This is a genomic window from Mycobacterium colombiense, from assembly GCF_001665835.1.
GTDB lineage: Bacteria > Actinomycetota > Actinomycetes > Mycobacteriales > Mycobacteriaceae > Mycobacterium > Mycobacterium colombiense_A.
The window spans coordinates 181,544-201,813 of sequence record NZ_LZSX01000089.1; the positions used below are offsets into that span (position 1 = coordinate 181,544).

The 20,270-nt window shown below is 67.0% G+C and carries 15 protein-coding genes; 10 read left to right on the top strand and 5 right to left on the bottom strand.

Annotated elements, in window-relative coordinates; all coding sequences use genetic code 11:
• Nucleotides 1-176 precede the first annotated feature (176 nt).
• Genes A5760_RS22745 through A5760_RS22760 form a run of 4 tightly spaced genes read left to right on the top strand, consistent with a single transcriptional unit; the run spans nucleotide 177 to nucleotide 5,596 of the window.
• Entirely contained in the window at nucleotides 177-1,154 is a 978-nt protein-coding gene (locus tag A5760_RS22745) for an ABC transporter permease (RefSeq protein ID WP_064885064.1), read from the top strand.
• Nucleotides 1,151-2,077, top strand: coding sequence for an ABC transporter permease (locus A5760_RS22750; protein WP_064884980.1), 927 nt, complete (start codon nucleotides 1,151-1,153; stop codon nucleotides 2,075-2,077). The genes A5760_RS22745 and A5760_RS22750 overlap by 4 nt, the downstream gene beginning before the upstream one ends.
• Nucleotides 2,074-3,909: a dipeptide ABC transporter ATP-binding protein gene (locus tag A5760_RS22755; protein ID WP_064884982.1), complete on the top strand. Its 1,836-nt coding sequence runs from the start codon at nucleotides 2,074-2,076 to the stop codon at nucleotides 3,907-3,909. The genes A5760_RS22750 and A5760_RS22755 overlap by 4 nt, the downstream gene beginning before the upstream one ends.
• 52 nt (nucleotides 3,910-3,961) lie before the next feature.
• Complete coding sequence (locus A5760_RS22760; protein WP_155764430.1) at nucleotides 3,962-5,596, top strand: ABC transporter family substrate-binding protein; 1,635 nt, start codon at nucleotides 3,962-3,964, stop codon at nucleotides 5,594-5,596.
• On the opposite strand, the gene A5760_RS22765 is transcribed toward A5760_RS22760, so the two are convergent.
• From A5760_RS22765 to A5760_RS22775, 3 genes are all read right to left on the bottom strand, one after another.
• Entirely contained in the window at nucleotides 5,583-6,827 is a 1,245-nt protein-coding gene (locus A5760_RS22765) for an alpha/beta hydrolase (RefSeq protein ID WP_064884986.1), read from the bottom strand. The two genes, A5760_RS22760 and A5760_RS22765, sit on opposite strands and share 14 nt — an antisense overlap.
• Before the next feature lie 97 nt (nucleotides 6,828-6,924).
• Entirely contained in the window at nucleotides 6,925-9,546 is a 2,622-nt protein-coding gene (locus A5760_RS22770) for an AAA family ATPase (RefSeq protein WP_064884988.1), read from the bottom strand.
• Nucleotides 9,543-10,694: a metallophosphoesterase family protein gene (locus tag A5760_RS22775; RefSeq protein WP_064884990.1), complete on the bottom strand. Its 1,152-nt coding sequence runs from the start codon at nucleotides 10,692-10,694 to the stop codon at nucleotides 9,543-9,545. The genes A5760_RS22770 and A5760_RS22775 overlap by 4 nt, the downstream gene beginning before the upstream one ends.
• A 1,208-nt stretch (nucleotides 10,695-11,902) precedes the next feature.
• On the opposite strand from A5760_RS22775, the gene A5760_RS22780 reads away from it, so the two are divergent.
• Nucleotides 11,903-12,406: a SixA phosphatase family protein gene (locus A5760_RS22780; RefSeq protein ID WP_064884992.1), complete on the top strand. Its 504-nt coding sequence runs from the start codon at nucleotides 11,903-11,905 to the stop codon at nucleotides 12,404-12,406.
• Between the two features lie 64 nt (nucleotides 12,407-12,470).
• Here A5760_RS22780 and A5760_RS22785 read toward each other — a convergent pair whose 3' ends face one another.
• Together A5760_RS22785 and A5760_RS22790 are read right to left on the bottom strand one after the other, a co-directional pair.
• Nucleotides 12,471-13,031, bottom strand: a complete 561-nt coding sequence (locus A5760_RS22785) for a DUF3558 domain-containing protein (RefSeq protein WP_064885068.1) — start codon at nucleotides 13,029-13,031, stop codon at nucleotides 12,471-12,473.
• Between the two features lie 8 nt (nucleotides 13,032-13,039).
• Entirely contained in the window at nucleotides 13,040-13,597 is a 558-nt protein-coding gene (locus A5760_RS22790) for a DUF3558 domain-containing protein (RefSeq protein WP_064885066.1), read from the bottom strand.
• A 182-nt stretch (nucleotides 13,598-13,779) separates the two neighbouring features.
• Here A5760_RS22790 and A5760_RS22795 point away from each other — a divergent pair, with 182 nt between their 5' ends.
• The 5 genes from A5760_RS22795 (at nucleotide 13,780) to A5760_RS22815 (ending at nucleotide 20,212) form a co-directional block, all read left to right on the top strand.
• Nucleotides 13,780-15,546, top strand: a complete 1,767-nt coding sequence (locus A5760_RS22795) for an ABC transporter ATP-binding protein (RefSeq protein WP_064884994.1) — start codon at nucleotides 13,780-13,782, stop codon at nucleotides 15,544-15,546.
• The gene (locus tag A5760_RS22800; RefSeq protein ID WP_064884996.1) at nucleotides 15,543-17,450 is read left to right on the top strand and encodes an ABC transporter ATP-binding protein; all 1,908 of its coding nucleotides are present in this window, start codon (nucleotides 15,543-15,545) and stop codon (nucleotides 17,448-17,450) included. The genes A5760_RS22795 and A5760_RS22800 overlap by 4 nt, the downstream gene beginning before the upstream one ends.
• A 131-nt stretch (nucleotides 17,451-17,581) precedes the next feature.
• Nucleotides 17,582-17,926, top strand: a complete 345-nt coding sequence (locus A5760_RS22805; RefSeq protein WP_064884998.1) for a DUF732 domain-containing protein — start codon at nucleotides 17,582-17,584, stop codon at nucleotides 17,924-17,926.
• Nucleotides 17,927-18,090: 164 nt separating this feature from the next.
• Nucleotides 18,091-18,783, top strand: coding sequence for a hypothetical protein (locus A5760_RS22810; RefSeq protein ID WP_064885000.1), 693 nt, complete (start codon nucleotides 18,091-18,093; stop codon nucleotides 18,781-18,783).
• Nucleotides 18,784-19,072: 289 nt separating this feature from the next.
• Entirely contained in the window at nucleotides 19,073-20,212 is a 1,140-nt protein-coding gene (locus A5760_RS22815) for a BTAD domain-containing putative transcriptional regulator (protein ID WP_064885071.1), read from the top strand.
• The last annotated feature ends 58 nt before the right edge of the window (nucleotides 20,213-20,270 follow it).

A 20,270-nucleotide genomic window follows, 5' to 3' on the forward strand; every position in this document is an offset into this window, starting at 1 on the left:
GCGTTTGCTGCGCGGCTCGGTACCGCGGTGGATCCTAACAACCGATCACACGCGATTCACGGGTCAGAATCAACCGGATCGGAAGGAGACCGAACGCGCCGGGCGACCGCAACGCGCGACGCTGCGCGGGCGGCTCGATAGCCTGTCCCAATGCGACGTGGGGTGTGCGGACCGGCATGACTCGGTTTCTGGCACGCCGGTTGCTCAACTACGTGGTGCTGCTGGCGCTGGCATCGTTTCTGACGTTTTGGCTGACGTCGGTGGCCTTCAAGCCACTGGACAGCCTGCTGCAGCGCAGCCCGCGCCCGCCCCAGGCCGTGATCGACGCCAAGGCCCACACGCTCGGGCTGGATGAGCCGATACCGATCCGCTACGCGCACTGGGCGTCGCACGCCGTGCGTGGTGACTTCGGCAAGACCACCACCGGGCAGCCCGTCGGGACGACCCTGTGGCGCCGTCTCGGAGTGACCCTGCGCCTGCTGATCATTGGTTCGCTGGTGGGCACCGTGCTGGGTATCGCGGCCGGGGCGTGGGGCGCCATCCGGCAGTATCGACTCAGCGATCGTGTGGTCACCATGGTGGCGCTGCTGGTGCTCAGCACCCCGACATTCGTGATCGCCAGCCTGCTGATCCTCGGTGCGCTGCGGGTGAACTGGGCCGTGGGCATTCACATTTTCGACTACACCGGGGAGACCTCACCGGGTGTGACCGGCGGGATCGGCGCGCACCTGCTCGACCGGTTACGGCATCTGGTCTTGCCGTCGCTGACCCTGGCGCTGGCCGCCGCGGCGGGATACAGCCGTTATCAGCGCAACGCGATGCTGGACGTGCTGGGCCAGGACTTCATTCGCACCGCGCGCGCCAAAGGACTCACCCGCCGGCGGGCGCTGGTCAAGCACGGGCTGCGCACCGCGCTGATCCCGCTGGCCACCCTGTTCGCCTACGGGGTGGCCGGCCTGGTGACCGGGGCGGTATTCGTGGAGAAGATCTTCGGATGGCACGGCATGGGTGAATGGCTGGTGCAGGGCATCGCGACTCAGGACACCAACATCATCGCGGCCATCACCCTGTTCTCCGGCGCGGTGGTGCTGCTGGCCGGCCTGCTTTCGGACGTGTTCTACGCGGCCCTCGATCCGCGGGTCCGGGTGTCATGACGTCCCAGGCGAACATCGATGGCGCCCACGGTTTTTCGGGTCACGAGGTCGCGGGCTTCACCTCGCGGCGCACCCTGGTGCTTCGGCGGTTCGCCCGCAACAGGTTCGCGGTGGCGTCGCTGACGTTGTTGGTGCTGTTGTTCGTCGGCTGCTACGCGCTGCCCGCGGTGCTGCCCTATTCCTACGAGGACCTCGATTTCACCGCGCTGCTGCAGCCGCCGAACGCGCACCACTGGCTGGGCACCAACGCGCTGGGTCAAGATCTGCTGGCGCAGATCCTGCGCGGGATGCAGAAGTCGATGCTGATCGGCGTCTGCGTCGCGGTAATCTCCACCGGCATCGCCGCCACCGTCGGGTCGATCGCAGGCTATTTCGGTGGCTGGCGCGACCGCGCGCTGATGTGGGTGGTCGACCTGTTGTTGGTGGTGCCCAGCTTCATCCTCATCGCCATCGTGACGCCGCGCATCAAGAACTCGGCGAATGTCTTGATGCTGGTCCTGCTGCTGGCGGGGTTCGGCTGGATGGTCAGCTCGCGCATGGTGCGTGGCATGACCATGAGTCTGCGGGAACGCGAATTCATCCGGGCCGCAAGGTATATGGGGGTTTCCAGCCGCCGCATCATCGTCGGCCACGTGGTGCCCAACGTGGCGTCCATCTTGATCATCGACGCCGCGCTCAACGTCGCGTCGGCCATCCTGGCCGAAACCGGCCTGAGCTTCCTGGGTTTCGGCATTCAGCCACCCGACGTGTCGCTGGGGACGTTGATCGCCAACGGCACCCAATCCGCGACCACTTTTCCCTGGGTGTTTCTGTTTCCCGCGGGAGTGCTGGTACTGATCCTGGTGTGCGCCAACCTCACCGGTGACGGCCTGCGCGATGCGCTCGACCCCGGCAGCGCGGTGCTCGGCGGTGGGGGCCGATGAGCCCGCTGCTCGAGGTGGCCGACCTGGCGGTCACGTTCCCGACGGGTGGCGATCCGGTGACCGCGGTGCGCGGTATCAGCTACCGGATCGAACCGGGGGAAGTCGTCGCCATGGTCGGTGAATCCGGTTCGGGGAAGTCCGTTTCGGCGATGGCGGCCATCGGCCTGTTGCCCGAGTACGCGCAGGTGCGCGGCTCGGTGCGGTTGCAAGGCACCGAACTGCTGGGCCTCGGTGACGACGCGATGTCGCGGTTCCGGGGCAAGACGGTCGGCATGGTGTTCCAGGATCCCATGTCCGCGCTGACGCCCGTCTACACCGTCGGCGACCAGATCGCCGAGGCGATCGAGGTCCACCAGCCGGGGGTGGGCAGGAAGGCCGCTCGCCGGCGAGCCGTGGAATTGCTCGAGCTGGTGGGCATCGCGCAGCCGGAGCGACGTGCCCGCGCTTTTCCGCATGAACTGTCCGGCGGCGAGCGACAGCGGGTGGTCATCGCGATCGCGATCGCCAACGACCCGGACCTGTTGATCTGCGACGAGCCCACCACCGCGCTGGATGTCACGGTGCAGGCGCAGATCCTCGAGGTGCTCAAGACGGCGCGCGACATCACCGGCGCCGGGGTGCTGATCATCACGCACGACCTCGGAGTGGTGGCCGAGTTCGCCGACCGCGCCCTGGTGATGTACGCCGGGCGGGTTGTCGAATCCGCTTCCGTGCATGACCTTTACCGGGACCGACGCATGCCGTACACGGTCGGGCTGCTGGGCTCGGTCCCGCGGCTGGACGCCGCCCAGGGCGCCCGGTTGGTGCCGATACCCGGTGCGCCGCCGTCGCTGGCGGGCCTGGATCCCGGGTGCCCCTTCGCGCCCCGCTGCCCGCTGGCCATCGACGAATGTCGGCTCGCAGAGCCGGAATTGCTTTCCGTCGGCGCCGATCACCGGGCAGCCTGCATCCGCACCGATCAGGTCGACGGCCGAAGCGCCGCAGACATCTACGGGGTGAGCACCGAAGCCCGCCAAGCGGAATCCGCCGATACGTCGGTGGTCGTTCGGGTGCGCGACCTGACCAAGACCTACCGGCTGACCAAGGGCGTGTTGCGCCGCAGCGCCGGTGAGGTGCGCGCCGTCGACGGCGTCAGTTTCGAATTGCGGCAGGGCCGCACCCTGGGCATCGTCGGCGAATCGGGTTCGGGCAAGTCGACCACCCTGCACGAGATCTTGGAACTCACCCGGCCCGAATCGGGTTCGATCGAGGTGCTGGGCACCGACGTCACCGCGTTGAGCGCCGCGAGCAGGCGAGCGTTGCGGCGCGACATCCAGGTCGTCTTCCAAGACCCGGTCGCGTCGCTCGACCCGCGGCTACCGGTGTTCGACCTGCTCGCGGAACCCCTGCGGGCCAACGGGTTCGACAAGAGCCGCACCAACTCGCGCGTCGCCGAGCTGCTCGAGATCGTGGGGCTGCGCCGCGCCGACGCGGTCCGTTACCCCGCGGAGTTCTCCGGCGGGCAGAAGCAGCGCATCGGCATAGCGCGTGCGCTCGCTCTGCAACCGAAGATCCTGGCGCTCGACGAACCGGTGTCCGCGCTCGACGTGTCCATCCAGGCCGGGATCATCAATCTGTTGCTTGACCTGCAGGAGCGGTTCGGACTGTCCTATCTGTTTGTCTCCCATGATCTTTCGGTGGTCAAGCACCTCGCCCACCAGGTCGTCGTGATGTACGCCGGGGCGATCGTCGAGCAGGGCGACAGCCGTCAGGTGTTCGCCGACCCGCAGCACGAATACACTCGGCGGCTGCTGAATGCGGTGCCGCAACCGGATCCGGGCAGACGTGTCTAGCCGGGTGGTCGAGGCGGGTGTGGGTACCCGGTTCGCAGCAGCGTTTCTGGCGATGGCCGTTGCGCTGTCGGGCTGCTCGCCGGCCGTCAACCTGATACCGGAGACCGGCCACAACGCGCAGATCGGCTCGACGAGCGACATCAACCCACACGATCCGGCGACCTTGCAAGACGGCGGCGACCTGCGACTGGCGCTGACCGACTTTCCGCCGAACTTCAACATCTTGCACATCGACGGCAACTCGGCCGACGTCTCCGCGATGATGAAGGCCACCCTGCCCCGGGCGTTCGTCATCGGCCCCGACGGCTCGACGACGGTCGACACCGACTACTTCACCAGCATCGAGCTCACCGGCACTGCGCCGCAAGTAGTTACGTACACGATCAATCCCAAGGCGGTATGGTCCGACGGCACGCCGATCACCTGGGAGGACATCGCAAGCCAGATCCACGCCCTGAGCGGCGTCGACAAGTCCTTCGAGATCGCCGGGCCCAGCGGCGCCGACCGCGTGGCGTCGGTGACCCGCGGCGTCGACGACCGGCAGGCCGTCATGACGTTCGCCAAGCCCTACGCCGAATGGCGCGGCATGTTCGCCGGCAACGGAATGCTGCTGCCCAAGAGCGTGACGACCACCCCGGAGGCGTTCAACAAGGGCCAGCTGGAGGGGCCCGGTCCGTCGGCCGGCCCGTTCGTGGTCTCGTCGCTGGATCGGACCACCCAGCGGATCGTGTTGAGCCGCAACCCGAAATGGTGGGGTGCGCGGCCCCGCTTGGACAGCATCACCTACCTGGTGCTCGACGATGCCGCGCGGCTCCCTGCCTTGCAGAACAACACGATCGACGCCACCGGGGTCGGCACGATCGACCAGCTGACCATCGCGCAGCGCACCAAGGGGATCTCGATCCGGCGCGCGCCCGCCCCGGCCTGGTCACACTTCACGTTCAACGGTGCCCCCGGCTCGATCCTGGCCGACAAGGCACTGCGCGTCGCGGTGGCCAAGGGGATCGATCGCCAGACCATCGCCAAGGTCGTCCAGTACGGCCTCACCAGTGACCCTGTGGCACTGGGCAATCACATCTATGTCGCCGGGCAGCAGGGCTATCAGGACAACGGCTCGGTCCTGCCCTACGACCCGGCCGCGGCGGGCCGGGAACTTGACGCGCTGGGCTGGAAGCGGGCCGGACAGTTCCGGGAGAAAAGCGGTCGGCAGCTGGTCATCCGCGACTTGTTCTACGACGCCCAGGGCAGCCGGCAGTTCGCCCAGATCGCCCAGCACAGCCTCGCCCAGATCGGCGTCAAGCTCGAGCTCGTCTCCCGATCCGGCAGCGGCTTCTTCACCAACTACATCAACGTCGGCGATTTCGATATGGCCCAATTCGGTTGGCTCGGAGATGCTTTCCCACTGTCGGCGCTGACCCAGATCTACAAGTCCGACGGGGAGAGCAATTTCGGCAAGATCGGCAGCGAGCAGATCGACGCCGCCATCGAAGGCACGCTGGAAGAACTCGATCCGGCCAAGGCGCGGGCGTTGGCCAACGATCTCGACAAGATGATCTGGGCGGAGGGATTCAGCCTTCCGCTGACCCAGTCGCCCGGCGATGTCGCGGTGCGCAGCACGCTGGCCAATTTCGGCGCCGCCGGTCTCGCCGACCTCAACTACACCGCCATCGGCTTCACGCGGAGTTGAGGCGCCGCCGTAAAAGATTCGGGATCGGCAGGGCGCCCTCGACGACGGCCGCCGCCCCGAGCGCCTTCCACAGCAGCCGCACCTCCGGGCGCGGCGGGAGCGCGTCCAACGCCGACGCCTGTGCGGCGAGGCCATTCAGGTCGCCGCGCCGAACCGCGTCGGCGCTGGCGAGTGCGACGGGTTCACGGAAATCCAGCGCGCTGTGCGCCATGTTCGGCAGGCTCAACAGCACCGCATTGGGCAGCAGCGACGCGACGCGTTGCGCGACGGCCGGCGGGGTGATCAGGTCACGACCTCCGGAAACCACCGCGGTGGACCAGTCGAATTTCGGCATTTCGGCCACCAGGTCATAGGGTTCGTCTTCGAAAGTCACTCGCTGCGTGCGGGCTCTGCTTTCGGCGAGCGCGGGATCGAGAGGTAGGCCGTCGGGTTCGGCGGCGTAGTCCAGTTCGCGGAATGCGATGCGGCTCACCAGATCTTCTTCGTACCGAAACGGCAGATTGCTCAGGGTGGTGAACCGGGATAGCGTCCACCACAGCAGTTTTCGGCCATCGAGTAGCAGGTCGAGTTGCCGCTCGAGCAAGTCGGTTCCGCCGTACCCGTAGATCGTCGCGACGACCTGTGTTGCCGTCGCGTTCATGACGCCGGCATCGACGAGTTTACGCATTTTGGGTGCCAACGGGGCCGTTTCGGGGCTGTCGCCCTTCAGCAGCAGCCGGCGGATCGCGCGGCGCACGATGACGATGTCGTGCCGCGACAGCAGCGGTGAATCGAGCACCATGCCGCGCACGCGGTGCGGGTGGCGCACCCCGACGCCGGCCGCGATGTAGGTGCCGTACGAGGCGCCGTAGATGACGGCCGACTCCGCTTGGACGTCGTCGAGCACCGCCGCCACATCGTCGACCACCTGGTTCACGGTCAGCGCTTGCGGGGGCAGGTCGGCACCCGAATCGTCGTGGCGCGACATTCCCACCCCGCGGTGCTCGATCATGATGACGTCGAGACCGGCCGCCGCCGCGCGCCGCCGCAGCCCCTTGTACATCTGCACCGACGCCACTCCCGGACCGCCGGGGATGATGACCAGCGGATGGGTGGACTTGCGGCCCGCGCGCACGTAGTACAGATCGAACTCTTCGGCGCTGTGCGGTGAGATCGGCCGGCGCACGGGCCGGACGCCGGGCAGTTCCGCCAGCTTCTCCTGTATCCGGCTGCGCTTCGCGTTCATCGTCATTCGCGTGGGCCCCCCATCATCCCATTCTGCAGGCAAGGCGCGAGTGCGGCGATGAATCGCTTTGATCAGCGATATCGGCGGTGGTCAGCCGCCAGGGCTAAGCGCTGAGATCGATGCGGTGGGCGCCCTTGACACCGTCGTAGCGGTCGGGGCTACAGGTGAGGACAATCACCTGCCCGTGGGCGCCCACGGTGTCGAACAACTCCCCCATCTTGGTCAACCGGTCCGGGTCGGTGAAACCGAGCGCGTCGTCGACCACCACCGGGACGGCGTCCTCCTTGGCGACCAGGGCCGCGCCGGCCAGCCGCGCCAGGATGCCGAGTTGCTCCTTGGCGCCGCCGGATAAGGATTCGTACGGCACCGTGATGCCGTTCAGCGTGCGGCTGCGGATGCACAGGTCGCTGTCGATATCGACCTCGAAACTCGGGCCGAAGACCGGGCGGCCGAGCCGCTGCAGTTCCGAACGATAGGGCTCGACGTAGCGCCGACGGGTGGTGTCGCGGTGGCGCGTCATGACCGACCGCAGCAGTTGCGCGGCGCGGGCGCGGGCGCCCACCTGGCTGTGTTCGCTGGCGGCGTGCTCGCGTTCGGTTTCCGCGACGTCGAGCTTGCCTTGGCGTCCCTCACTGCCGAACACCGAGAGTTCGATCGTGATCTCACGCAACGCGCGGGCGGCCTCCTCGTAGCGCTCGCGCAGCGAGTCGGCTTCCTTTTTGGCATCGGCCAATTCGGTCTCGACCGCATCGGGTGCGGCCGCGGCCAGGGCGTCGGCGAGTTCGGTAGCCCGCTGTTGCGCGGCCTGCGCCGCGCCCAGCGCCGTGGCCGCAGCGGCCGCGAGTTCGTCATCGCCGGCCGACGCGCGTTCGGCGGCCAGCCGGCCGGCGGCGGCGTCCAGCTCGGCTCGTTGAGCATCCAGGGTGTTCTGCAGAACCGTTGCCCGCGTGGATAACTCGGCGAGCTCGGTGGCGGCGGCGGTGGCGGCCTGGCGGCGTGCCTCGCATTCGCTCGATGCGGCCGCGCGCGCCTGAAGGACCGCGGTGAGTTCGGCGCGGGCGGCGCCGATATCGGTGAGAACGAGTTCGGCCTCGGCGGGGTGTTCGGCGCGCAACTGCGCCAGCCGCGACCGCAGCTCGTCGGCCTGTTCGTCACCGCAGAGGCCGGCCAGAGTTGCGGTGAGCTGATCGCGGGTGCTGTGCAACTCGCGGCGACGCTGGTCGGCGGACCGTGCCGCGGCGAGGTCGTTCACCTCACCGGCCGCCAGCGCCGCTGCCATCTCCTCTTGTGCCGCAGCGTGTTTGGCGTGAATATCCAGCGTGGTCGCGCCCGGGGTGACCCGGGCGGTCAGGACACCGGCGACCTCTACCGTGGTGGGTCCGGCGGCGGTGGTCGACCAGCTCTGTCCGGCCGGCAGGGAGATCTGCCGGCCGCCCACGGTCAGCTGAATGTCTGCGGCTGCGGTGAATTCGATCGCCGCCGACGTCAGCGCCAACTGGTCACCGGTGCGATCGACCGCGGCCGCGGCGTCCTCGATGCGTCGCAGCACCGCCTCGGTGACGGCGATGGTGCCGAGCTCGACACCGATCCGTTTGCGATCCCGCTCGATGGCATCGATTTTGGCCAGCCGGGCGGTCAACCGATCGGCCTCTTCGCGGTTGGCGAGTTGGTCGACCGCGCCTCGCACGGCTTCGGTCCGGTGTTGCAACTCGGCCAGGGCCTCGGTGGCCCGCTGCAGCGCGGCGCCGGACGCTTCGGCCTCCGCATGTGCCGCCGCGTGGGCGGCCGCGGCTTCCTGGGCCTGAGTTCGCGTTTCGGCGACCGCGCCGGCCCGGGTGTCGATTTCCGTGAGCAGTTGCCGGCGTGCGGTGTGGGCGCCGCTAGCTGAGGCGGCGGTGGCGGCCGCGGCCTCGGCGACCAGCTGAGCTTCACGCCGCTGCGCGGTCAGCGCGGCGATCTTGTCGGCGGCTTGCTGCGCGGCGGTGACGCGCGGCCCGGCGGCGATACGGCGCTGGGAGAAGTCGGCCACCTGCTGGGTCAACACGGCGTGGCGGGCCACCCGGTCGTCGACCTCGGCGACCGCCGCCGCACACTCGGCGACCGCGGCCTCGGCGTCGGCGAGTCGGGTGATCGCGGCGGCCCACTCACCCGTCGGACGTCCGGTCGGGGTGAAGTAACGGCCGTATTCGGCGTCGATGCGCTCGATGAGCAGCGGCTCGGTGCCGCACAAGCCCCCGCTGTCGCCGGCGGCCACATCGAGCGCCCGCGAGAGCGCGTCGCATCCGGACAAATCCACCGCGGCGGTCGACGCGGACTGCAGCACCCGCTGGGCGTGCCACAGGTCGCTGTCCACCGTCTCGGCCAGCATCGCGCGGACCCGTTCGTGGGCCTCGTCGCCGGTCAGCTGTTCGCGGTACGGCCGGACCACGGTCAGCTCCGTCTCGCACTTCTTGTGAAACCGCTTGCGATAGACGAAACGATAAGGGCCACAACTGATTTCGGCGGAGACCTCGGAGCCCACGTCACTGTGGGTGGGCTTGACCTGCTTGACTTCCTTCTTGGTCGAGCGGTCCCGCGCTTCCAGGAGCAGATCCAGGGCCTCGATCATCGACGACTTGCCGATCTCGTTGGCGCCGCACACCACGACGACGCCGTGGTCGGGGAAGTCGATTTCGCGGTGCACAATGCCGCGGTAGTTCGTCAGGATCAGCCGGTGTAGCTTCACGCCGCGCCCCGGTCGGTGAGGCGCAGTAGTAGCGCCAGCGCCGCCTGCGCGTCGACGGCGGTCGCGCAGTCCTCCTCGCGCGCCGTCGCCACCAATTCTTCGACCGCCGCGGCGGCGAAACCTCCGATGCCCAGATCGCTGAACTCGCCGTCGGCCGGGATCACCGCCAAATCGGTGTGACGTTCCCACAGGCCCAGCCATGCGAACAACCGTGCGTATTTATCAAGGCAGGCGTCCAGTGCGGCGCGGTCGGTGACCGTCAGCGAACCGGTCAGGGCCAGGCGCACCACGGTTCGGTCCTTCTCGGTCATCAGGTCCAGGTTCATGTCCAGATCGGCGATGTCGCGACTGGTGTCGACCTGCCGGTGCATCGTGACGAACCGCCAGCTGCCCAGGTGCCGCGGCGTCACGGAGACCGCGCGCCGCGGGTCGGCCTCGTCGATGTCGACAATCAGGACGTGGCCGGGGTCGGATTCGACGTCGTCGAAGTTGGTGACTTCCGGGGAGCCGGAGTACCACACCCGGCCACTGCCGCCGACCTGGGTGAGCGAGTGCTTATCCCCCAGCGCCACATAGTGCACCGCGCCGCGGGTCAGAGCGTCGTCGACCGTGGCGAGCCGGATCAGCGAAGGCTTGTCCCGGTCGGGATCCAGTACGTCGACGCCCCCGTGCGCGACGAGGATCCGGGTGCCCTCCGCGGCGGGCAGGTCGTCGAGGACGTCGGCGACCAGGTCGGTGGTCGGCACCTTCGACCGCCACGGCGCGGCGACGATCTCCAGCCCGGGACGTACCTGATGCACGCCGGCCTGATCGAGCACCACCACGTTGTCGGGACGTTCGCGGGTGAACAGCACGCTGGTGTACACCGACGAGGCGTCCAAGGGGTCGTGGTTGCCCGGCAGCAGGTACACCGGAATTCCGATGGCGCGCATGGCTTCCAGGGACTGCCCGATCACCTTGGGCGGAAGCTGATTGTGTTCGAAGACATCGCCCGACACGACTACGAACTCGGCGCCCACTTCTGCTGCCAGCGCGCCCAGAGCGGAAACCACGTCGCGGCGGGCCGCCGAATAGCGTGGCTGCGCGTCACCGGCGAGGAAGTGCCGGGTCATGCCCAACTGCCAGTCGGCGGTGTGCAGGAATCGCATGCCGGCGACCCCCTTTCGAAGTGCGTGTTACCTGGGCATCGAGAGTTTAGGTCTGCGCACCGACAAGACGCGGGACCTCGATCGGCAGGTCTCGATCTGAGAAATCCGGCGACACCCTGTGGTTCTTGATCGGCGGGTCGAATCTGAGACGAAAACCGGCTCAATGCCGCGGTCAGGAATTTGCTCGCGAACTATGCCTCAGATGAGTTGCGCCAGTGTGAATCTAGACCTGAAGGCCTGCGCAAGCCGCTGCAGTCGGCCAAGCTCACCATCCACGAGCCCGGCTCGAACCACATTGGCGAACAACACTTTCCGATACAAGCTAACTTGGCGGGTTGACAGGCCTGCCGGGATTCGGAAACGCCGGGTTGGTGTAGGCCGGTGTCTGTGGCTCATCGCCGGGATTCGGATTCATGATTGGCGGTGGTCCGGACTCTGGCTCAGCTGATGGAGGCGGGGGTGCCCGATGTTCGGGCGGTGGCGGCTTGGGCACCAAATAGTTCTTCCATGCGCCCGGTGGATTCGGTGCAGGGCCGATCGTGTTATCCGGCCAGCGCCATGAACAGCTACCGGAAGCACCCCCGAAATCGCCTGCAGGAAGGGTCAACCCAAAACCCATAAAACTTCCACCGATCGGGGCATTGCCACCTGGACCGCCCATGTTCCATCCGCCATATTCGCAGTGCCAGTGCGTGCTGTTCTCTTCGAGAGGAAAATCGCAGTAGTACGTCGTGGCCCCCGCCTCGAAAGTACTTCCGCCAACACCGGGATAGTCGCAGACGCCGGGGCCTGGAAGGTTGCCGCCCGGCCCGGCCCAGGCTACCGCCGAATTGAGGATTACCCACAAGGTGGCGCCCGGTGCCACCAGTAATCTAATTCCCGTGCGCAACGACTCTTTCACTGTAACGCCTTCTAGCTTCGGCAATGGCAGCGCGTGCCTCGAGCGGGGGACTGCTATTCCAAGTTCTACAACGCCCGGGACAAATTCGCAGAGAATTTAGGATTCGTCCCCCATCAGGCTGGTTCTGGCCGTCGCCGCCGAGACTGTGCTGGCTATCGGCCGACCATCTCCACTCGCTACGCCTACCGGATACAGCCGAGCTCGGCCACTTCATCTGCCAACCAACACCTGCTACCACCCGCAAAAACTGCTCGACGGCGATGGTGAGGACTACTATTTGCCGCAGCACTGATTAATCTGATTTCTCGTGACTGACCAGCGCACCTTGCTGTTGATGCGGCACGCGAAGTCCGACTACCCGCCCGGTGTCGCCGACCATGATCGGCCGTTGGCGCCGCGCGGAATCAAGCAGGCCGGGCTCGCCGGCGACTGGTTGCGTGCCAACGCGCCCACCATCGATGGGGTGCTGTGCTCCGCGGCGACGCGCACCCGCGAAACGCTGCTGAACACCCGCGTCGAGGCGCCGGTGCGATACAGCGAGCGCCTCTATGCCACCACCCCGGGCACGATGATCGACGAGATCAACACCGTGGACGACGGCGTCAGCACGCTGCTCGTCATCGGCCATGAGCCGACGATATCGGCACTCGCGCTGGGGCTCGGCGGTGCAGGTGATACGAATACCTCGGCCGCCGAACGGATTTCGGCCAAGTTTCCGACGTCGGCGATCGCGGTGCTCGCCGTGCCGTGCGCGTGGAAGCAGCTGGAGCTCGGGCTGGCGACGCTGATCGACTTCGAGGTGCCGCGCTAGATTCGATTGCCCGGCTCCTCCACACCCGGCTCCGCCGGGCGCATCGTCGCCGCGCTAGATTTGATCAGGAGTTGGTGGCCAGCGTCAGCTCCATCAACTTGATGGCCTGCCCGCACGCGTCGATGCCCGGAGCCTGCGGGTTGATCCACCATCCGACCACCCCGGCGGCATCGCTGGCCACGCCACATGCGCCGTTCGCGTCGTCGGGCCGCATCACGATGGAGTCGATGCCCGCGATCGAACGCGTCTCGATCTTGTACTTCAGGAATTCGGCGACCTTGCGCTCGTTGGACAGGCTGCCCTGCTCGAACCAGAACCGGGTGATGTCGATCAGGCCGGCCGGGTTGGCCGCCTGCCAGCGGCAGATCGCACCGACGAAGGTGCTCTGAATGTCGAGCGGATCGGCGCCCACGGTCTTGGCCAGGATGTCGCTGGTCAAGACCTCACATTCCTTGAGCAGGTTCGGATACTGCTGCTGGGAGTTGTTGTTGCGGGGCACATTGCCACCCGCCTTGACCGCGTTGCCCCCGATCGAGCGGGAACAGCCCGTCAACACCAGCAGCGCGGCGATCACCACGGTAGCGGCGATGCGGGCAGTCCTTCTGCTGCGCGACCCGGCACGCATCGGGGCCATCATTTCGAATTCGCAATCGATTGACGAGCCAGTTCTTTCGCTATGTCGCAGGGCGGCGGGAACGGTTTCTGGCTGAAACTGATTGACCATTCAATAAAGTCGTCCTGGAACTGAATGCCCACCTCGCACAGCGAGTCACCCAGGTTGGGCTCGTTGCCGACGGCGATGAAACCGCTGTGGCCGTTGATGTTGATGTCGTCGACGCTGGCACGCGAGAGCTCCTCGGTCTTGCGTTCACGCCCGATGGGGCTGCCGCGATACCAGGAGAAGGAGAAGTGCGGCCCGAGGATGCCGCCGCCGGCGAGCCACTGGCACCCGACGGAGTTGCGTGCGGTGTTGATCAGCCCGGTGACCTTGGTGAGCTCGGCAACGGCCTGGTCGCTGATGCCGCCGCATTGCGGGAACATCGCACCGTGGCTGCCCTGGCCGTTCTGCGGCGCCGACGACGCCGTCGCGCCCGGTTTGTTGCCGCCGGAATCGGAGCAGCCCGCGGCCGCGGGGATCAGGATCGTCAATGCTGACGCCACAAGAGCCAGCGCCCTCGTGTTACGACGCACCGCCACCCTGCTTCCGTTCCGCCCGCTGCTGGTCCACACGATGCACTGTAGCGGCAGCCCAGCGGGTCAACCACCGACGCGCCTGAGCAGGTATTTCGAGGCGCCCATCAAGTGCGACGCGGACCTTGACCGTCCGGCGGTCGGCGGGGACGGCCGGGCGGACGGTATGCGACAGTTACCCAATGCTCCTGGCACTGCTGCGCCAGTACATCCAGCCGTACCGACGGCTGGTGGCGGTGCTGATGGCGCTGCAGCTGGTCAGCAACCTCGCGTCGCTGTACCTGCCGACGGTGAATGCCGCCATCATCGACGAGGGCGTCGCCAAGGGCGACACCACCACCATCGTCCGGCTCGGCATGGTGATGCTCGGCGTCACCGCATTGCAGGTGTTGTGCTCGATCGGGGCGGTCTATTTCGGCTCGCGCACCGGGATGGGCTTCGGTCGCGACCTGCGTGCGGCGATGTTCGAACACGTCACCACCTTTTCCGAGCGCGAGACCGCCCGATTCGGGGCGCCCACGCTGTTGACGCGCAGCACCAACGACGTGCGGCAGATCCAGTACCTGGTCCAGATAACGGGCACCGTGCTGGTGACGGCCCCGATCATGTGCCTCGGCGGGATATTCATGGCCATCCGCCAGGAGGCCGCGCTGACGTGGCTGCTGTTGGTCAGCGTGCCGATCATGGCGGTGGCCAACTACTGGGTGATGTCGCACATGCTGCCCCTGTTCCGCCGGATGCAGGGCCTGATCGACGGCATCAACCGGGTGATGCGTGACCAGCTGTCCGGCTTGCGGGTTGTCCGGGCGTTCACCCGGGAAGATTTCGAGCGTGACCGCTTCGCTCGCGCCAACGCCGCGCTGTCGAATACCGCGCTGACCGCGGGCAACTGGCAGGCGTTGATGCTGCCGGTGACCACGCTGACCATCAACCTGTCCAGCGTCGCGCTGATCTGGTTCGGCGGGATGCGCATCGACCGCGGCCAGATGCAGGTGGGTTCGCTGACCGCCTTTTTGGCCTACTTCACCCAGATCCTGATGGCGGTGTTGATGGCGACGATGACGCTGGTGGTGTTGCCACGGGCGTCCGTCTGCGCCGAACGGATCACCGAGGTGCTCGCCACCCGCCCCGCCGTCACCGATCCCCCGAATCCACGGTCCCCGCGCGGCGCGATCACTGGGACGGTGCGTCTGGATGATGCGACGTTCAGCTACCCGGGCGCCGATCGCCCAGTGCTGCAAAACATTTCGCTGACCGCGCTGCCCGGAACCACCACCGCCATCGTCGGCAGCACCGGTTCGGGCAAGTCGACGCTGGTCTCGCTGATCTGCCGCCTCTACGACGTGACCAGCGGCGCGGTCTCGGTGGACGGCATCGACGTCCGCGACTATCAGACCGAGCGGTTGTGGTCGGCGATCGGGCTGGTTCCCCAGCGCGGCTACCTGTTCTCCGGGACGGTCGCGGACAACCTGCGCTACGGCGCCGCGCCCGGCCACGCCGTGACCGACGAACAGATGTGGGAAGCGTTGCGGGTCGCGGCCGCCGACGATTTCGTGCGGGGCCACGACGACGGGCTGCGCATGCGGGTGGCGCAGGGCGGGATCAACTTCTCCGGCGGGCAGCGGCAGCGACTCGCCATCGCGCGGGCGGTCATTCGCCGCTCGGCCATCTATTTGTTCGACGACTCGTTCGGCGCGCTCGATGCCCGTACCGACGCGCGGGTCCGCGCCTCGCTGCAGGAAATCTCCAGTGACGCCACCGTCATCGTTGTCACACAACGCATCTCGATCGCGGCGAAGGCCGACCAGGTGATCGTGATCGACAACGGGAATCTGGTTGGCGCGGGCACGCACGAATCGCTGCTGGCCGATTGCACCACCTACGCCGAGTTCGCCGACTCGCAGTCGGTCGACGCCGTGCGCTCGGGTCGAGTCGGGGGCACGCCGTGACCCGCGCGACCACCAAGGCGGCCGGTCGGCCCGCCCCCGCCACCCGTTCCCGCGACTTCTGGGGCTCGGCCGCCCGCTTGGTGAAACAGCTTGCGCCGCAACGACGACTGTGCGCCGCGGTGATCACCTTGGGAATCACCGGCACGGCCATCGGCGTGATCGTCCCGCGGATCCTGGGGCATGCCACCGATCTGCTGTTCAACGGTGTGATCGGGCGCCAGCTCCCCGTCGGAATCACCAAGGCGCAGGCCGTCGCCGCCGCACGCAGCCGAGGAGCCAACACGTTCGCCGACCTGCTGTCCGGGATGAACGTGGTGCCCGGCCACGGCGTGGACTTCGGGGCGGTCGCACGGACGCTGATGCTGGCACTGACGCTGTATCTCGTTTCCGCGCTGCTGATTTGGGGGCAGGCCCGGCTGCTCAACGTCACGGTGCAGCGCACCATGGTCGCGCTGCGTTCCGATGTCGAGGACAAGATCCACCGGCTGCCGTTGTCCTACTTCGACGGTCGCCAGCGTGGTGAACTGCTGAGCCGCGTCACCAACGACATCGACAACATCCAATCGTCGCTGTCGATGACGATCAGTCAACTGCTGACATCGGTTCTAACCGTGGTGGCGGTGCTGGCGATGATGCTGTCCATCTCGCCGCTGCTGGTGCTGATCACCGTGCTGACGGTGCCGTTGTCACTGTTGGCGACGCGGGCGATCGCGCGACGTTCCCAACGTCTGTTCGTCGCCCAGTGGACCAGCGTCGGGCGTCTCAACGCCCACATCGAGGAGACCTACAGCGGTTTCACGGTGGTCACGACGTTCGGCCACCAGGCGGCGGCGCGCGAGCAGTTCCGCACCCTCAACGACGATGTCTACCAGGCCAGTTTCGGCGCTCAATTCTTCTCCGGGCTGGTGGCACCGGCGACCACCTTCATCGGCAACCTCGGCTACGTCGCCGTCGCCGTGGTCGGTGGCCTGCAGGTGGCCACCGGCCACATCACCCTGGGCAACATCCAGGCGTTCATTCAGTATGTGCGGCAGTTCAACTCACCGCTGAGCCAACTGGCCGGGATGTACAACACCCTGCAATCCGGGGCGGCCAGCGCCGAGCGCGTCTTCACGCTGCTGGACGAGCCCGAGGAATCGCCGGATCCCACGCCCGCCGCCCGGCCCGGCGCCGGCGCCGCCAGCCCGGGCGGACGCGTCGAATTCGCCCACGTGAGCTTCGCCTACCGCCCGGGCACTCCGGTGATCGAAGACCTGTCCATGGTGGCCGAACCGGGCAGCACGGTGGCGATCGTCGGGCCGACCGGAGCGGGCAAGACCACGCTGGTGAACCTGCTGATGCGGTTCTATGACGTCGACGCGGGCCAGATCCTGGTCGACGGGGTCGACATCACCACGATGGACCGCCGGTCGCTGCGGTCGCGAATAGGCATGGTGCTGCAGGACACCTGGCTTTTCGACGGGACGATCGCGGAGAACATCGCCTACGGACGTCCCGACGCCGGTGCGGACGAGGTGCTCGAGGCCGCGAAGGCCGCCTACGTCGATCGTTTTGTGCGGACGTTGCCGGCCGGCTACCAGACCCGAATCAGCGGTGACGGCGGCAACATCAGCGCCGGCGAAAAGCAGCTGATCACCATCGCACGCGCATTCCTTGCCCGCCCGCAGTTGTTGATCCTCGACGAGGCAACCAGTTCGGTCGATACCCGCACGGAGGCCATCATCCAGCATGCGATGTGCGAACTGCGCCGCGATCGCACGAGTTTTATCATCGCGCACCGGCTTTCGACGATCCGCGATGCGGACCGGATCTTGGTGGTCGAGGCCGGCCGGATCGTCGAACAGGGCAATCACACTGAACTACTCGCCCGGCGCGGCACGTATTACGAGATGACACAGGCGTAACGGCGCGCGTCCGGCGAGCGCATTGATAAGCGGCCGCGATCGCTACCAAGAAGTTATTGAGAAGACACCAAGGAACAAACGAGACGCTGGGATCGTCCTACTCAGTAACGCACCTGAAAGGGGTGGCAGCAATGTCCTTCCGCCGCATCATCACAATGGCCACCACCGCCGTCGGCGCCGCCGCCATCGGGCTTGCCGCCGTTGGCATGGCCGGCACCGCCGCAGCGAGCTCCGTGCAGACCGCCGACCAGGCGTTCCTGGGCCAGATGCAAAGCCTCGGCGTCTCTTTCGCGTCGACGCAGGATGCCGTGCGAGCTGGCCACCAGGTATGCACCGACCTGGCCGCCGGCCAGACCCCGACCGCCGTCACCGTCAACATCTTCCGCCACACCAACCTGACTCCGCCGCAGGCGGCCAACATGGTGATCGCGGCCACCAACGCCTACTGCCCGCAATTCTCCGGGCAGCCCGCCTAGCCGACCAACGATCCACGATGGGGGATTCCGGGTAACCGGAATCCCCCATCGGCGGCTGGAGCCAACCGCACGCCGGACGGCTCCAAGAATTCGTAGAGAAGTCAAAAAGGCGGACATCCGAAGCTCTTCTCAACAGACCCGCGAGACACGAGAAGAGGCCCACCGTGAAGACCGCCAACATCGCCAAGACCCTCACCTTCGTGGTGGCCGCCACCGCGGTCGGTCTCGGTCTGGCAGCCCCGGCCGGCGCCGCGGCTTCCCAGCTCACCTACGGCGACCCGACCGCCGCCGCCCAGTTCTGGCGGCAGCAGCAATACGACGACTGCGTGCTCATGTCGAGCGCCGACGTCATCGGCGAGATCACCGGCGTGCAACCGTCCGAGCACGACATCATCGAAAAGGCCCAGTCGACGCCCAGTGTCGCCCACCCCGGCCCGATCTACACCAAGCCCGCCGCCAGCAGCAACCCGGAGTCGGGCCCGGGAGCCAACACCGCGGACATCCCCGAATTGCTGGCCCAGTACAAGATCGGCGCCGCCGCCGGCGACAAGGACGACGCCGCGCAGACCGGCACCCCGTCGGGAATGGTGGGGCTCGAGCGAGCACTGGCCGCCGGTCACAAGGTGATCGTCAGCCTCAACGCCGAACTCATCTGGCACCAGCCCGTCGAACAGAAGGACAAGAACGGCCGCCCGGAGTCCAACCACGCCGTGGTGGTGACGGGTGTGGACACCGTCGCCGCCATGGTTCACCTCAACGACAGCGGCACCCCGGAAGGCCGTAACGAGCAAATCCCCATCCAGCTCTTCGTCCAGTCATGGGACACCAGCAACGAGTTGATGGTCGTCACCACCTGAACCGACGGCGATTCGCCGCACGCGGCGCGCAACGTCTCCGGACTTGCGCGCCGCGGGTATGTCTCGACGATGCAATCCAATTCGTGCGAGGCATCCACTATCGCGCTGGGCACGAACACATTTCAGTCATCACGGGACCGTGCTCCAGCGTGCCGATGATTTCGGCGACATGCCGCCGGACCTCGACGGTTTGTCGGGATTGTCAACGAATCCGCCCGGTTGGCGTCACAATCACAACTGTGACCTCATGGCATCCGACGCCGCGGACGCGGAAAGGCTGGTAGGCCCGATGGCGGACAAACGTCTCGAATTCGGTCTGCTCGGGCCGTTGGAGATGAGCGTTGACGGTGCCCTGGTGCCGCTCGGCACGCCCAAACAGCGGGCGGTGCTGGCCCTGCTGCTGATGAACCGCAACAACCCGGTCGGCGTCGACCGGCTTATCACCGCACTGTGGGACGAGTCGCCGCCGTCGGGGGCGCGGGCCAGCATTCACTCCTACGTGTCCAACCTGCGCAAGCTGCTGACCGGAGCCGGCGTGGACCCGCGCACGGTACTGGTCGCGGCGCCGCCGGGGTATCGGCTCAACATTCCCAATGACACTTGCGATCTCGGCCGCTTCATCGCCGAAAAGACCGCCGGCGTGCACGCGGCGGCGGCGGGACGCTTCGAACAGGCCAGCCAGCACCTGTCTGCGGCCTTGGCCGAATGGCGCGGCCCGGTGCTCGAGGACCTGGAAGACTTCCGGTTCGTCGACGCCTTCACCACGTCCCTCGTCGAGGAGAAGATCATGGCCCACACGGCGCAGGCCGAGGCCGAAATCGCCTGCGGACGTGCGTTTACCGTGATCACCGAGCTGGAAGCGCTGACGGCCGAGCATCCTTACCGCGAGCAGCTGTGGGCTCAGTTGATGACCGCCTACTACCTCACCGACCGCCAATCCGACGCGCTCGCGGCCTACCGCCGCGTGCAGAAGTCGCTCGCCGATGACCTCGGGATCGACCCGGGTCAGAACCTGCGCGCCCTCAATGACCGGATCCTGCGCCAGGAACCGCTGGACGCCAAGAAGAATGCCATGACGACCGCGGCGGTCGCGATCACCGTGCTCGAGCAGTACACGACCGACAACAAGGTTGGCGCCTATCTGCACGAGGTGACCGGGCGCAGCTATCCCCTGCAAGGGTCGACAACGATTGGGCGCCTTAGCGACAACGACATCGTCCTCGACTCCCCCAAAGTCAGCCGCCACCATGCCGTCATCGTCGACACCGGAACCGGCTACATCATCGACGACCTACGGTCCTCGAACGGCGTGCACGTGCAGGACCAACGAATCCGCTCGGCCGCCACCCTGCAGGACGGCGACCGCGTCCGGATCTGCGACCACGAATTCACCTTCCAGATCGCCGTTGACAACGGCGACGAGGGCTAGGAGCCGGGCAAGCCGACCACGCGCGCACGCGCGCCGCAATTGTTGCCGTTATCGTGCG